Origin of the sequence: Roseburia sp. MSJ-14 (genome assembly GCF_018918225.1) — a bacterium.
Lineage (GTDB): Bacteria > Bacillota > Clostridia > Lachnospirales > Lachnospiraceae > Petralouisia.
On sequence record NZ_JAHLQD010000056.1, the window covers coordinates 195,873 to 208,762 of the forward strand.

Annotated in this window: 12 protein-coding genes and 1 pseudogene; 2 read left to right on the top strand and 11 right to left on the bottom strand. The window is 39.2% G+C overall.

The window, feature by feature from the left end; genetic code table 11:
• Window positions 1–9: 9 nt before the first annotated feature.
• From KQI83_RS16520 to KQI83_RS16540, 5 genes are all read right to left on the bottom strand, one after another.
• The gene (locus tag KQI83_RS16520) at window positions 10–513 is read right to left on the bottom strand and encodes a tRNA (cytidine(34)-2'-O)-methyltransferase (RefSeq protein WP_216560394.1); all 504 of its coding nucleotides are present in this window, start codon (window positions 511–513) and stop codon (window positions 10–12) included.
• Between the two features lie 19 nt (window positions 514–532).
• Window positions 533–1,705 (bottom strand): aminotransferase class I/II-fold pyridoxal phosphate-dependent enzyme, encoded by a 1,173-nt coding sequence (locus KQI83_RS16525; protein ID WP_216560397.1) that lies wholly within the window; start codon window positions 1,703–1,705, stop codon window positions 533–535.
• Window positions 1,702–2,184 (bottom strand): Lrp/AsnC family transcriptional regulator, encoded by a 483-nt coding sequence (locus KQI83_RS16530; protein ID WP_216560442.1) that lies wholly within the window; start codon window positions 2,182–2,184, stop codon window positions 1,702–1,704. The genes KQI83_RS16525 and KQI83_RS16530 overlap by 4 nt, the downstream gene beginning before the upstream one ends.
• 42 nt (window positions 2,185–2,226) lie before the next feature.
• A complete protein-coding gene (locus KQI83_RS16535; protein ID WP_216560401.1) occupies window positions 2,227–3,210 on the bottom strand; it encodes an AIR synthase family protein in 984 nt (327 codons plus the stop codon).
• 70 nt (window positions 3,211–3,280) lie between these two features.
• Window positions 3,281–4,861: a VanW family protein gene (locus tag KQI83_RS16540; RefSeq protein ID WP_216560404.1), complete on the bottom strand. Its 1,581-nt coding sequence runs from the start codon at window positions 4,859–4,861 to the stop codon at window positions 3,281–3,283.
• A gap of 316 nt (window positions 4,862–5,177) precedes the next feature.
• Between KQI83_RS16540 and KQI83_RS16545 the strand changes: the two genes are divergently transcribed.
• Complete coding sequence (locus tag KQI83_RS16545) at window positions 5,178–5,777, top strand: hypothetical protein (protein ID WP_216560407.1); 600 nt, start codon at window positions 5,178–5,180, stop codon at window positions 5,775–5,777.
• On the opposite strand, the gene KQI83_RS16550 is transcribed toward KQI83_RS16545, so the two are convergent.
• The 6 genes from KQI83_RS16550 to KQI83_RS16575 form a co-directional block, all read right to left on the bottom strand.
• A complete protein-coding gene (locus KQI83_RS16550; protein ID WP_216560410.1) occupies window positions 5,774–6,490 on the bottom strand; it encodes a 3'-5' exonuclease in 717 nt (238 codons plus the stop codon). The two genes, KQI83_RS16545 and KQI83_RS16550, sit on opposite strands and share 4 nt — an antisense overlap.
• Window positions 6,484–7,116 carry an endonuclease III gene (nth, locus tag KQI83_RS16555; protein ID WP_216560413.1) on the bottom strand — a complete coding sequence of 211 codons (633 nt, stop codon included), beginning with the start codon at window positions 7,114–7,116 and terminating at the stop codon, window positions 6,484–6,486. Before nth ends, KQI83_RS16550 begins: the two co-directional genes overlap by 7 nt.
• Window positions 7,113–8,906 (bottom strand): B12-binding domain-containing radical SAM protein, encoded by a 1,794-nt coding sequence (locus KQI83_RS16560; protein ID WP_216560415.1) that lies wholly within the window; start codon window positions 8,904–8,906, stop codon window positions 7,113–7,115. Before KQI83_RS16560 ends, nth begins: the two co-directional genes overlap by 4 nt.
• 59 nt (window positions 8,907–8,965) lie before the next feature.
• Window positions 8,966–11,455, bottom strand: coding sequence for a DEAD/DEAH box helicase family protein (locus KQI83_RS16565; protein WP_216560418.1), 2,490 nt, complete (start codon window positions 11,453–11,455; stop codon window positions 8,966–8,968).
• Window positions 11,425–12,012, bottom strand: a complete 588-nt coding sequence (locus KQI83_RS16570) for a class I SAM-dependent methyltransferase (RefSeq protein ID WP_216560421.1) — start codon at window positions 12,010–12,012, stop codon at window positions 11,425–11,427. Before KQI83_RS16570 ends, KQI83_RS16565 begins: the two co-directional genes overlap by 31 nt.
• Window positions 12,013–12,171: 159 nt before the next feature.
• Entirely contained in the window at window positions 12,172–12,360 is a 189-nt protein-coding gene (locus KQI83_RS16575) for a hypothetical protein (RefSeq protein ID WP_216560424.1), read from the bottom strand.
• Between the two features lie 173 nt (window positions 12,361–12,533).
• Between KQI83_RS16575 and KQI83_RS16580 the strand changes: the two are divergent.
• Window positions 12,534–12,779 (top strand): annotated as a pseudogene (locus KQI83_RS16580) (ISNCY family transposase); the annotation flags it as partial.
• Between the last annotated feature and the right edge of the window lie 111 nt (window positions 12,780–12,890).

Below are 12,890 nucleotides of genomic sequence, written 5' to 3' on the forward strand. Positions count from 1 at the left end.
GCTTTTCTCCTAATCATCCCATTTCAGCCGATGAAGTTCTCCTTCCAGCTTCATGTGGTCAAATTGATTCTGTCTGAGTGCTTCGTAAAGCACAATCGCAACAGAATTTGAAAGGTTTAAGGAACGTGTTTCTCCTATCATTGGTATTCTCACACAGGTATCCGGATTTGCCTTTAAAATCTCCTCCGGTATTCCTGCACTTTCCTTCCCAAACATAATGAAACAGTCCGGTTCATAGTTTACATCGGAATATACATGACGTCCCTTTGTCGTTGCCATATAGATTTTTGCTCCCGGATTCTTAGCAAGAAAATCTTCCCAGTTCACATATCGTTTTACATCCAGGTCCTTCCAGTAATCCATACCTGCACGTTTTAATGCCTTTTCACTCAAGGAAAATCCCAGCGGCTCAATCAAGTGCAAGCTTGTCCCTGTTGCCACACAAGTACGTCCGATATTCCCAGTGTTTGCCGGAATCTCCGGCTCATATAATACAATATTTAACTTTGCCATAATTCTCTCTTTTCTCTCGTTACTTGCATTTTGCCCGTAACTCTGTTACAAATTCTTCCATGCGGTCTAATGCTTCTTTTAATTTATCTAAGGAATACGCATAAGAAATACGCAAAAATCCTTCTCCACATTCTCCAAATGCAGTTCCCGGTACAACTACCACTTTCTTTTCTTTTAACAGGCGCGTTGCAAATTCATCGGATGTAATGCCAAATTCCTGAATACTCGGAAATGCATAAAATGCTCCATAAGGTTCAAAACACTGTAAGCCCATTTCTTCAAAACGATGCATTAAATAACGACGTCTTCCGTCATACTCTTCTCGCATTGCATCTACATCTGCATCTCCATTGCGTACCGCTTCTACTGCGGCATACTGGCTGGTGGTTGGTGCACACATAATGGCATACTGATGAATCTTTAACATCTGTTCTAAGATAACCTTTGGTGCACATGCATATCCCAATCGCCATCCTGTCATGGAATAAGACTTGGAAAATCCATTGATAAGCACGGTTCTTTCCTGCATTCCCGGCAGAGAAGCAATGGTCACATGATTTTCCAAGTAAGAAAGCTCTGCATATATTTCATCACTAATCACATATAAATCATGCTTTTTCACTACTTCTGCAACTGCTTCTAAGTCTTTGCGTTCCATAATTGCTCCGGTAGGATTGTTTGGAAACGGCATAATCAACACTTTTGTCTTAGGTGTAATTGCTGCCTCTAATTCTTCTGCCGTCAAACGGAACTCATTTTCTTCTTTTAAATTAATAATAACCGGTATTCCATTGGCAAGTATGGTACAAGGCACATAAGATACATAGCTTGGCTGCGGAATCAATACTTCGTCTCCCGGGTCTAGCATAGCTCTTAATGCAATGTCTATTGCTTCGCTACCTCCCACCGTTACCATCATTTCTTTGTCATAATCATAATGTATCTGAAATCTTCGTTCCAAATACTTTGCAATCTCTATCTTTAATTCCTTTAATCCGGCATTTGATGTATATGCTGTCTTTCCTCTTTCAAGAGAATAAATACCCTCATCACGAATATGCCAGGGAGTATCAAAATCCGGTTCTCCTACACCCAGAGAAATAACGTCTGTCATTTCTGCTGCAATATCAAAAAACTTACGAATCCCGGAAAAAGGAATCTCTACGATGCGTTCTGATAGTGGATTTCTCATAAAGTCACCAACATCCTTTCATCTTCTTCCGGTTCTGCAATGATGGTACCGTGGTCTTTATATTTTTTCAAAATAAAGTTTGTTTTAGTACTCAAAACAGAATCTAATGTAGATAGTTTATCAGATACGAACTGTGCTACTTCACGCAATGTTTTTCCCTCTATGGTAACTAACAAATCATATCCACCGGAAATCAAATATACGGCATTTACTTCCGGATAGTTGTAAATACGTTCTGCCACACTGTCAAATCCACGTCCTCGCTGTGGTGTAACACGCACTTCGATTAATGCATTCACTTTTTCAATGCTGGTTTTTTCCCAGTCAATTAACGTATGGTATCCGCAAATAATGTGCTCCTGCTCCATAGCTGCCAATTCATTTGCCACAGTTACTTCATCCACACCTAATACAATCGCTAATTCCTTTAAATCCACCCTGCTGTTTTTTTCTATAAAAGTTAAAATCTTTTCTCTCATTTCCATAGTCGTTACCCTTCCTTTTCTTAATTATAAGGTATGTTATACTACCTTGTATAATTCATCTGTTTTTGGAGGTTCTAAAAATCTCGTCTCGTCATCGTTCATCAGTACGCGGTCATTTCCCGCCACTGCTTTTCCTACTACTGCTGCATGAATTCCCTGTTTTTCCAATTCGCGCACCAATGTATTTCCATCCGGTGCTGCCATTAACATAGAACCACTGGAAATCAGTTCATATGGATTAATTCCAAAAAATTCACACACTTCAATGGTTTCCTGTTTTACAGGAATCTTTTTTAAGTCGATTTCAAGTCCGACGCCAGATGCCTCTGCCATTTCCCAAAGAGCACCGAATATTCCGCCCTCTGTCACGTCATGCATTGCACTAACGCCAGACTTAACGGCGGACGCCGCCTCCGGTAAAACGGACAAATATTTATCAAAGTTCTTTGCCTCTTCTACCAGCTGTGCCGGATAACGGTTTAACAGCTCCTGCTCTTTTTCCTTGGCAATAATGGAAGTTCCTTCTAACCCAATCCATTTTGTTACAATAATATCGTCACCCACTTTTGCTCCGGCAGTGGATACCAGTTTTCCTACTTTTGCCTTACCTACGCCGCAAACATTTATCAATGGCTGATTTACTGCCTTGGTAACCTCAGTATGTCCACCCATAATCTGAACATTTGCTTCTGCACAGGCAATCTCTATCTGTGCCATAGTTTCCTTCAGCACTGCTTCCTCACTATTTTCCGGTAACAATATGGTAAGTAACACACCTACCGGCTCTGCTCCGGCTGACGCTAAATCATTCAAGGTAATATGTATTGCAAGATTTCCAATGTCCGTAGCAGTACCAGTAATCGGGTCTGTAGACATTACAAACATCTCATCATCTGCCAGCTTTACCGCTGCGCAGTCTTCTCCCACTCCTGCTCCTAATAAAACTTCACTACGTTTTGTATGAATTTGTTTAAATACAGAGCGTTTCAGTACGCTCTCTGGTATCTTTCCTACTTTCATTTTCATTCCTCATTTATATATTCAACAAGGCTGTTTCACTTGAAACAGCCTTCTTAACTATTCTTTTTTCTTATGGCGTTGGCGTTGGAGCCGGTGTCGGTGCCGGTGTTGGATCCGGTGTCGGTGTTGGATCCGGTGTCGGCGTTGCTGGTGGTGTTGCCGGCTGTGCCGCTGCCTCTGCCGCCTGACGTGCTGCAATTGCATCGTTGCTCCACTGTGCAGCCGCAGAGTTAATTGTTCCTTCATCCTGACTTCCGATTGCTGCATTGATAGCTGCAACTGCTTCCGGACTTGCTGATGCGGTTCCTATCTGTACAATTCTCGGAGATGCCTTGTAAGTACTACTGTTAAATACTTCACGACTCTGCTCTACACCATTTAATGTTACAATCTTCCATAACTGTGCCGTATATCCGGTATGTTCAGACTGTACCGTATGAATATATCCAATTGGTTGATCCGGTGCTGCCTGATACTGTACTCCCGGATCTGTGGTAGAAAGTGTCTCGCTTACAAAACTTACCTGTCTTCCGCTATCTCTTGTTTCATGTCCGAATATATTAAAGTATACCACTTTCCCGGCAGTATAACCTTCAATATAAATCGGTGCATCAGTATTATTCTTAAATTTCAAATCCTTATAAGTTCCTGCAATTGCCGCATCCGCAGAAGGATCTACATACCTTACAATCATTGAGTGATTGAAACGCTCTGTTACTTCTAATTCTGCACGAATAACTGCATTATATAAAGTAGTGGATACCTGACAGATTCCACCACCGTAAGTCTCTACGGTTGTCCCGTTTTCATAAGAACCTGCTAATTCGTATCCGTTTTCTGCTTCAAACGGACTTACGGTCTCATATACGGAGAATTCTTCTCCCGGATAAATTACAGAACCATTGATTTTAGAGGTACCGTTTGCTACGTTCTGCGAACGTCCTGCCCCGGATGTTCCATAGGAAGTATGGAAACTTCCCAGTAAATCTGTTACCTTAGCCAATTCTTCTTCTGTTCCCTTGGGCTCTACTACATCTGCTGCCAGCTCTACAGAAGCATCATTGCCATCCCATTTCTGGCTGAAATAAGTCTCCATGTTATCCAGAGACTCTTCTACATTTACAGTAACTCCCTGACTTCCCGGAATAACATTAAATGCTCCGTCTTTTCTCTCAAGTCCTGCGTCTACTGCCTCTGTATTCAATGTAGCGTCATTATCTTCTAAAACCTTGACTGCTTTTTCTTTATCTATCGTATAGGCAATGTTATATACCTTGTCTTCCTTTTCTAAATCCTTCATCACCTTGTAACGGCTAATGAGGTTTCCACTTTTTCCAAGGCTGACTGCCTCTTCTAATACTTCTTGATTTCCCCAGGAAATCCCAAGATCACTTGCAGTTACTTCTAACTGATTCTTCCCTGCGTTAAGGGTAATCTTCTTATCCCCTAATCCTGCAATATAATCGTCTACTGCCTGTGTTGCTTCTTCCTGTGTCATTCCGCCAACCGCAATATCTCCTACAAATACACGGTCCGGTATGGTATCTGTTTCCTTTGTCTCAGCATTTACAGGAATTGTTACTACTACTGCCAATGCAAGCATCAGTAACAAACCAGTCACCGGCAAAACTCTTTTCCATTTCTTTTTCATATCTATTCTCCTACTAGTATCTCATTTTTACACTATCCATTATTCTACCATAAAATAGGGAATTTTCAAGGTGCAGAACAACGAATATCGTTGACAGAAATCTCCGCTTTCTGTATATTATGAACATGAAAATCTTTTTCTTAAACGAATGCAGAAATGAAAACAGATAATACCATGGAAGCTATTAATATGATTACGATGACTGCTGCAAAGGTTCTTTTCTTTTTGGAGTTGTTAAAGTTCATTTTTTCCACCTCTTTCCATTCTGTTAGCTGTTATTATACCATAACAAATATCGCAAAGGAGTTCTTATATTATGATTTTTCGAACATTTGGCGCTTTTTTAATTTTTCTTGGTCTGGTTTCTATGTGTATACGACGTACAAGACGTCGGGAAAAGTCCGAAATTGATTCCTTTTGGAAACAGGAAGACCGTGCCAATCTCACACAACCACAAGACCTTAGTAAGCTTGACTATGTAGATTTATCCGGTGTCACCCTGCCTTTTTCAAAATTTCAGGATGCACAGCTAAACGACTATGAACAGCAAATACTGGCACTTCGTAACGAAAAAATTCTTAATCTGGGCGGTTTGAGTAATACTGACCTAAAACTTCAGTACGGAGCTGCAAATCTGGGGCTTCTCTCCCGCTACGACCAGAACTTTATACTTTTGGTTCGTACCTTAAATCAATGGGGACACCGTCTGTATGAACTGTCCCATGCGCAGGAAGCTACCACTGTTCTGGAACTTGCCGTATCGGTTGGCTCTGATATCAAAGCCACTTATGAACTGCTTCTTAAAATCTATCAGGAATCCGGCAATTCTTCCGGTATTGAAGATTTAAAACATTCTGCCGAAAAAATAACTACCATTCGTAAAGATTCTATTCTTGCTATGTTGGGAAATGCCTAGGATTTAGGCATTTTTCCATACTGTGCCAAAATCTTGTCCGTTCTTCTGGATGCCTCGCTCTTGGTAAGGCTTTCCAAATCTACATCAAGACTTATTTTATGATATTCCGCCAATTCCTTCAAGTATCTTTTTTGCCTTTCTGTGGCAGGGCTCTGTTTCTTTGCCCGATATACCAATGGAATCGCCTTAAATGCTTCCGGTTCCTGCTTGCCATAGTTTTCCCATAGGTATTCCAGTAAAACATGGGTTGCTTTGGCATCTTCCAATGCCCGATGATTATGACTTCTTTCTATTTTTAAATATTCACATAAATAATCCAGTGTCTTTTTTTCCAGCTCCGGTAAAAACTTTCGTGCCAGTTTCAAAGTATCTATTCCGCTTTTTTCAAAAGACTCCTTGTGATTCACTGCATATTGTTTTAAAAAGCTATAATCAAACAGAATATTGTGACCTACTAAGGAAAGCTCGCCACAGAATGTGAAAAATCCCTCTACCGCTTCTTGCTCCGGCACTCCTGTTTCTGCCATTTCCTGTGTGATTCCGGTTAGTTCCTGCACTTCTTTGGGAATCTTAATTCCCGGATTAATCATTTTCTGGTAGGTTGCCGTTACCTGATGATTTTCTACCTTTACCGCTCCGATTTCCAGTATTCGGTCTGTTTTTGCCCGAAGTCCGGTCATTTCTAAATCTACTACCACATAGGATTCTAGCATGTTTTGTCGCCCGCCTTACATAAATCACTCAAAAAACATTCACTGCACTTTGGCGCTCTTGCCGTACAAATCGTTCTTCCAAGGGTTATGATGTGGATATTGTAAAGAATCCAATGATCCTCCGGCAAAACTTTCATCAGGTCATACTCAATTTTTACCGGATCTTCTTCCTTGGTAAAACCAAGTCTTCGAGAAATTCGTTTTACATGAGTATCCACTACTACGCTTGGCTCATTGTAGATATTTCCACGAATAACATTGGCTGTTTTTCGCCCTACTCCCGGCAAAGAAGTAAGTTCTTCTAAACTGCGTGGAACTTCCCCGCCAAATTCTGTTATCAGCTTGCGGGCACATAATATAATATTTCTTGCCTTGTTATGATAAAATCCGATAGAATGTATATCCTGCTCCATTTCTTCCACATTGGCATTGGCAAACTTCTCTAAACTGTCGTATTTCTTGAATAAATCTGCCGTAACAATGTTTACCCGGGCATCGGTGCACTGGGCACTTAAAATAACTGCTATTAACAACTGCCATGCATTGTCATGGTTCAGATAACAGCGATATTCTGTTCCATAGGTTTCGTCCAATCTTCTTAATATTTCCGCTGTTCGCTTTGTCATGGAGTTCCTCCTTCTATCTTTTCCACCTTTGCCTGTCCGGTCAACGGATTCTTCTGCTCATAGGAAAATAGATATAATTGTCGTTCTCCCTTAGCCGGATATTCTACTAAAGTCTTGTTATTTTGCAATACTTCCATATCCCAGAAAAACGGCTCCACATGAGACATCTTTCCTTTTTTACAATAAGTTCGCGTCTCTTCTTTGAAAGACGCCATATCCGGTGCCCACTTCGGACGTGTTTTCATATTTTCCCGGTAATATAAATCAAAGGTAAGTGTTTCCTCATAAAGTCCCTGATGGGCAATATCTTTTTCCTTGATAAAGTCCAACAATATCTCACAACGCCGTATACGAGAGTGATTCATGGCAAACAACCCATGTGTCTCATAATATTCTCCCATTTCTAAAAACATGGTAAATGGATTGTCATATGCTAATTCCAACACTTTCATAGTCATCTCAAACTGTCCGCTGTTGTAGTATACCTCTAACATTTCTTCTACCAGTTTGATTTTCAACACTTCTTCATAACTGAGCCAGTTAGTCTGCATCACCTCGTATGGCGGATTGGACTGATATACCAAGCCATATTCCTGCTGATGTTCATACATGTAGGAACCTTTTAATACTTTGAGAAATCCTAACTGTAACTGCTCCGGTTTTAATCGGTAAATTTCCTGAAAAGACTTGGAAAATGTAGTAAAATCTTCCTTTGGCAATCCTGCAATCAGGTCTAAATGCTGATGCACATTTCCCGCCTGCTGCACCTTTTTTACAATATCCTCTAAGCGAGACAGATTCATGGTTCGGTGAATTTCTTCGATAGTTGGCGCAAAAGTAGACTGCACACCAATTTCTAATTGTATCAAACCGGGACGCATTTCTGCAATCAATGCAATTTCCTCTTCGGTAAGCAAATCCGCTGAAATCTCAAAATGAAAGTTTGTAATGCCATTATCATGTTCCTTCACATATTGCCAAATCTCCATGGCATGCTTGTGATTGCAGTTGAATGTACGGTCTACAAACTTTACCTGCGGTACTTTGTGGTCTAAGAAAAACTGAAGCTCCTTTTCCACCAACTCAAAGGAACGAAAACGCAACCCTTTTTCAATAGAAGAAAGGCAATAACTACAGGAAAACGGGCATCCTCGGCTTGTCTCATAATAGATAATGCGGTTCTCAAAATCCTCTAAATGTTCATAGCAAAACGGCAGGTCATCCATGGACATTGGCTCACGATGTGGAGTCCGTACCAACTCATTTTCCTCATTGCGAAATAGAAGTCCTGAAATATCTGATAAACTCTGTGGGGAATATGGCTCGTTCTCTACTGAATTGCTTGCGGAATATATCTCATTCTCTACTGAATTCTCTACTTGATTCCTTACGGAATGTTCTTGGTTTACATAATATCCACACAATTCCCGAAATGTCTCTTCGCCTTCCCCAATCATAACACCTGTTACCATCGGAAACTGATTCAAAAACCCTTCCGGTTCGTAAGAAACTTCCGGTCCTCCTACCCAAATAGGAATCCCCGGTAACAACTTGTGTATCTCACAGATAAGCTCCTGGGTATACCGAAAGTTCCAGATATAACAGGAAAAACATATCACATCCGGTCTTTTTTTATATAGTTCCTGCAAAATATATTCTACCCGATGATTGATGGTGTATTCTGCTAATTCAATCTGCTGACTGTATTCCTTGGCATAGGCTTTTAAGCTATATACTGCCAGATTGGAGTGAATGTATTTTGCATTAATTGCGGTTAATAAAATCTTCATACTATGTTCCTTCTTCGTGTTTTTGGGAAATTCTTGGATTATAGTATAGCACATTTTTCTTAGATTTGAGAACCTTGTAAATATCTTCTTCTATAATATTCCATGGTTCTATATTCCAATATATCTTTCATCTGCGCCTTAAAGGCTTCTAACTGTATGATGTCCTTTAAGTCTTCCCGCAAAGCAAGTGCATAGCCTTCTTTTTCTATAAAAAATCCCTTTCCCGATGCTTTTAAATATTTAATGGGCATACTTTTCGCCTTACTTAAATGCTGTTTATCTGTCATGCGCTTATAATCTTCATAGGAAATATTGTCTGCAAAATCTTTCCAGTTTGTTCCGTTATCAAAGAACTGTTTCCAACTCTTTAATACCTCTTCTTCTGTAACTTCCATTCGTATGTTGCCATCATTATAAAAACTATATAATATCGGCATCTTATACACTTTCTGCATGTCGGTTGTTTCCATTACCGCTATAAATTCCCTGCCGATTCCATGGTATAATCTTTGCTCTTCCTCTGACAATTCCTGTAAGTCCTGCAAAAATTCCATATATCTGCGAAACGGATTTTCTTTTGCATGCTTCATACAATACTGATATACGCTATCTTCCATATATGTAAAAAGTTCCATACGGGTAGGCACACGATTTTCCAGCAATTCTTTTACTTTGTAATATTCCCGAACGATTCTTTCCTTAATTGATAGCGACTTCTTATCTAATTCTCGGAATAAATCTATCAGGTGCATATCAAAATCTACCATACAATTATCCGGATACTCCAACTCATTGTATTCGCAGGCTCTTTTTTCATCAAAAGCTTTTGTACCACTTAAAATGAGCGGTGCCAATCCTGCCTTCTGATAGTTTCCAATAAAATCTAATACATTCAGATATTCTTTTCCTTTATAAGTACGAAGTCCACGTCCTAATTGCTGCTGAAAGACAATGGGTGATTCTGTCGGTCTAAGAAACATCACCATATCCAATGCAGGTATGTCAACACCTTCATTGAACATATCTACAGAAAATATTACTTTTATTTCCTGATTCATCAATTTTTCAATGGCTTTTTCTCTGTCTTCCGAAAACTCCCCATTTGCATTACTATATACTGCAACGGACGGAATGCCCCGATTAGAAAATTCTTTTGCCATATCTTCTGCATGCTGTCTGGAACAGCAAAATCCCAATGCTCTTTTAGAACGATATTTCATATAGTACTTATAAATCAATTCATATCTTGCCACATTGCCGATATAAGTTTCATTTAAAGCTTTTTCTTCATAATGCCCTTTTACAAGATGCAAACCGGAATAATCTGTTTCATCATAAATTCCATAGTAATGAAAAGGCACTAACATTCCCTTGTCGATTGCCTCTTTTAATGAAATTTCATAAGGTACATTGTAATCACAGATTTCATAAATATTTTTACCATCCATTCGCTCCGGAGTTGCGGTAAGTCCAAGCAAAAACTGAGGTTTAAAATATTGCACAATTCTCTGATACTGTTCATTTACCGCATGATGAAACTCATCGATTACGATATAATCAAAATACTCCGGTGAAAAATATTCCTCTGACAGGTATTCCTCTCTTCCAAGAGTTGAAACAGAAGCAAAAATCACCGACTTGTCCACTGTCTTTTGTTTTCCATAAAAGAATCCATAATCCTCAGAATGTCTGACATTTTGAAAAGATATTGCTGCCTGCTTTAATATTTCCTCTCTATGCGCAACAAACAATACTCTTTTATATTTTGCTGAATCAAACGCTGCAAGATAGGTTTTTCCTATACCGGTAGCAGCTTGTACCAGTCCACGCGTTGCGCCTTCTGCCCTGCTGTCCTCAAGTGCATACAAAGCCTCTATTTGCGCACCTCTTGGTTGAAATAGTACTTCTACCTTTGTATCTTCCTCGTCCTGCGGGTTATCGTATTTGGCAAGGTCTTTCGCCACCGCCGGCTTATGCCAGTTCTTGGAATATCTTTTCAGCTCCGCATCGTCTATGATAATGGAATGATGTTCAAACAAATCTACAAATGTTTCATAAAACAGCCGATAATTCTTCTCATCCGTCAAACTACTAAAGCGATAATTCCACTCGATACCAGATGTTAGCGCACTTTTGGAAATATTAGAAGAACCTATATATATTTCACTTGCATTATCAAAATGAAATATATAGGACTTTGGATGAAAAGAACGCGCTTTTTCATTATAAAAGCGCAAATCCACACGATTTCCAAGTTCCTTTTTTATCAGGTACAGTGCTGACGGCTGGGTAATTCCCAAATAGTTTCCGGTAAGAATCCGTATCCGAACACCACGATTCAAAGCATCCTTAAAATCCTTCAGTAACATTCTTACCCCTGATTCCATAAGAAATGAAACAATAATATCTATTTGTTTTGCTTTCAGCATGCTTATTTTTAACTGGTAATACAAGAAACGTCTTCTGTCCTTGTCTCCAGTCATGACATCTGTGGCTTCGATTGGTATATTATCAACTTTTACATTTTTCGCAGAATCAAGTTGAGCCATTTTTCATTCCCTCTTTCCGGTCGTACATCCGATGTAATCCACTGTTCTTCTATCTGTAACTCTTTTGTGGCTTGTAAGATTTCTTCAAAAGAATCTTCCGTCATATCTGTGAAATATCTTCCGTTTCTTTCTCCCTCAAAAGTCCCGTATTTAAAAGAAGTATAAATAATCCCCTTGCTTTTCAGTGCCAGTGACATTTTTTGTATTACTTCTATCAATTCTTGTTTAGGCAAATGCAAAATGGACGAACACGCCCATATCCCATCGTATTTATTTTTTTCTGCTAATTCCTGAAACAGTAAATGTTTTACCTTAATTCCGGTAAATTCACCGGCAAGCCTGCATAGTTCCTCTGAACCATCTATTGCCTCTACCTGAAAACCATGTTCTAAAAAACACTTTGTATCTCTTCCCGAGCCACAACCAAAATCCAAAATGGTGTCGTTCTTTTTTAACTTACTCATAAATTTGCCCTGGTTTTGCGAGAAGTCAACGGAACGAGTTTCTCGGGAAAATTGCTCTGCATTTTGCTGGTAGTATTGGATTGTATTATTCACGTTTTTTCCTCCGATAATAGTTATATATTATCATAATATTATATATCAGATGACATCCCCTTCCATATTTTAATTGGTTCAATTTACACTTTACTCCAAAATTTATACTACTCTCAAATGTATACCAATATACTTACATTTTCCAAAATCATTATTCAATTACCACATATCTTCCTCATCATAATCTTTTCCATCATAATGATTATAATAGTGAAATCCATTTTCTAACGGCTTACCACAATCGCAACACACATCCCAATACCCCCATTCTTCCTCTTCTGACGTTATAGAGCCGCTCCTCTGACAACGACAATAATCTTTTACTTGTTGTCCACGAAAATATAACATAAACTATATATTTCTCCTTTCTTTCTAATATCACATTAGGCGTTTGCGAAACGCCAAACACCGCATAAATACGGCATTTTTTCTTGTTGAAAATAAAATATCTCCTCAGGGTTTATGGTAAAATAGAGTTGCGAAAAACTATCAACCAATCCACCTAAAGGAGATATACCTATATGATAACACATAAGCAACTCACTTTGGCAGAAATTTTTGATGATTGCCAGAATAAATTCGATAATGACAAATACCAGTTTCTTGCTCTTCTTGATGAAGCCATTAACCTTGATGAAATTGTTCCTGTTTCTTTTGTTAATCATTTTCACGCCCGTACCGGAAGACCTCGAAAGCATCAGCTTTATCCAATGCTCAAAGCACTTCTGTTCCAGCGCATTTTCTCAATTCCGACTGACATGGTCCTATGTCAAGATTTAGTACAAGTTAAAATGAGAAATTTCTCCCCATTTTAACCTGCCAGAAGCTCAGCCTCAGTGTTCGTTCTTTCATACACTCGTTCGAATTCGTTTGGCGAC

What these genes read in the sequence shown, in the direction of transcription:
- KQI83_RS16520 (WP_216560394.1), bottom strand. Translation starts at nt 513, where the DNA reads ATGGCAAAGTTAAATATTGTATTATATGAGCCGGAGATTCCGGCAAAC.
- KQI83_RS16525 (WP_216560397.1), bottom strand. Translation starts at nt 1,705, where the DNA reads ATGAGAAATCCACTATCAGAACGCATCGTAGAGATTCCTTTTTCCGGG.
- KQI83_RS16530 (WP_216560442.1), bottom strand. Translation starts at nt 2,184, where the DNA reads ATGAGAGAAAAGATTTTAACTTTTATAGAAAAAAACAGCAGGGTGGAT.
- KQI83_RS16535 (WP_216560401.1), bottom strand. Translation starts at nt 3,210, where the DNA reads ATGAAAGTAGGAAAGATACCAGAGAGCGTACTGAAACGCTCTGTATTT.
- KQI83_RS16540 (WP_216560404.1), bottom strand. Translation starts at nt 4,861, where the DNA reads ATGAAAAAGAAATGGAAAAGAGTTTTGCCGGTGACTGGTTTGTTACTG.
- KQI83_RS16545 (WP_216560407.1), top strand. Translation starts at nt 5,178, where the DNA reads ATGATTTTTCGAACATTTGGCGCTTTTTTAATTTTTCTTGGTCTGGTT.
- KQI83_RS16550 (WP_216560410.1), bottom strand. Translation starts at nt 6,490, where the DNA reads ATGCTAGAATCCTATGTGGTAGTAGATTTAGAAATGACCGGACTTCGG.
- nth (WP_216560413.1), bottom strand. Translation starts at nt 7,116, where the DNA reads ATGACAAAGCGAACAGCGGAAATATTAAGAAGATTGGACGAAACCTAT.
- KQI83_RS16560 (WP_216560415.1), bottom strand. Translation starts at nt 8,906, where the DNA reads ATGAAGATTTTATTAACCGCAATTAATGCAAAATACATTCACTCCAAT.
- KQI83_RS16565 (WP_216560418.1), bottom strand. Translation starts at nt 11,455, where the DNA reads ATGGCTCAACTTGATTCTGCGAAAAATGTAAAAGTTGATAATATACCA.
- KQI83_RS16575 (WP_216560424.1), bottom strand. Translation starts at nt 12,360, where the DNA reads ATGTTATATTTTCGTGGACAACAAGTAAAAGATTATTGTCGTTGTCAG.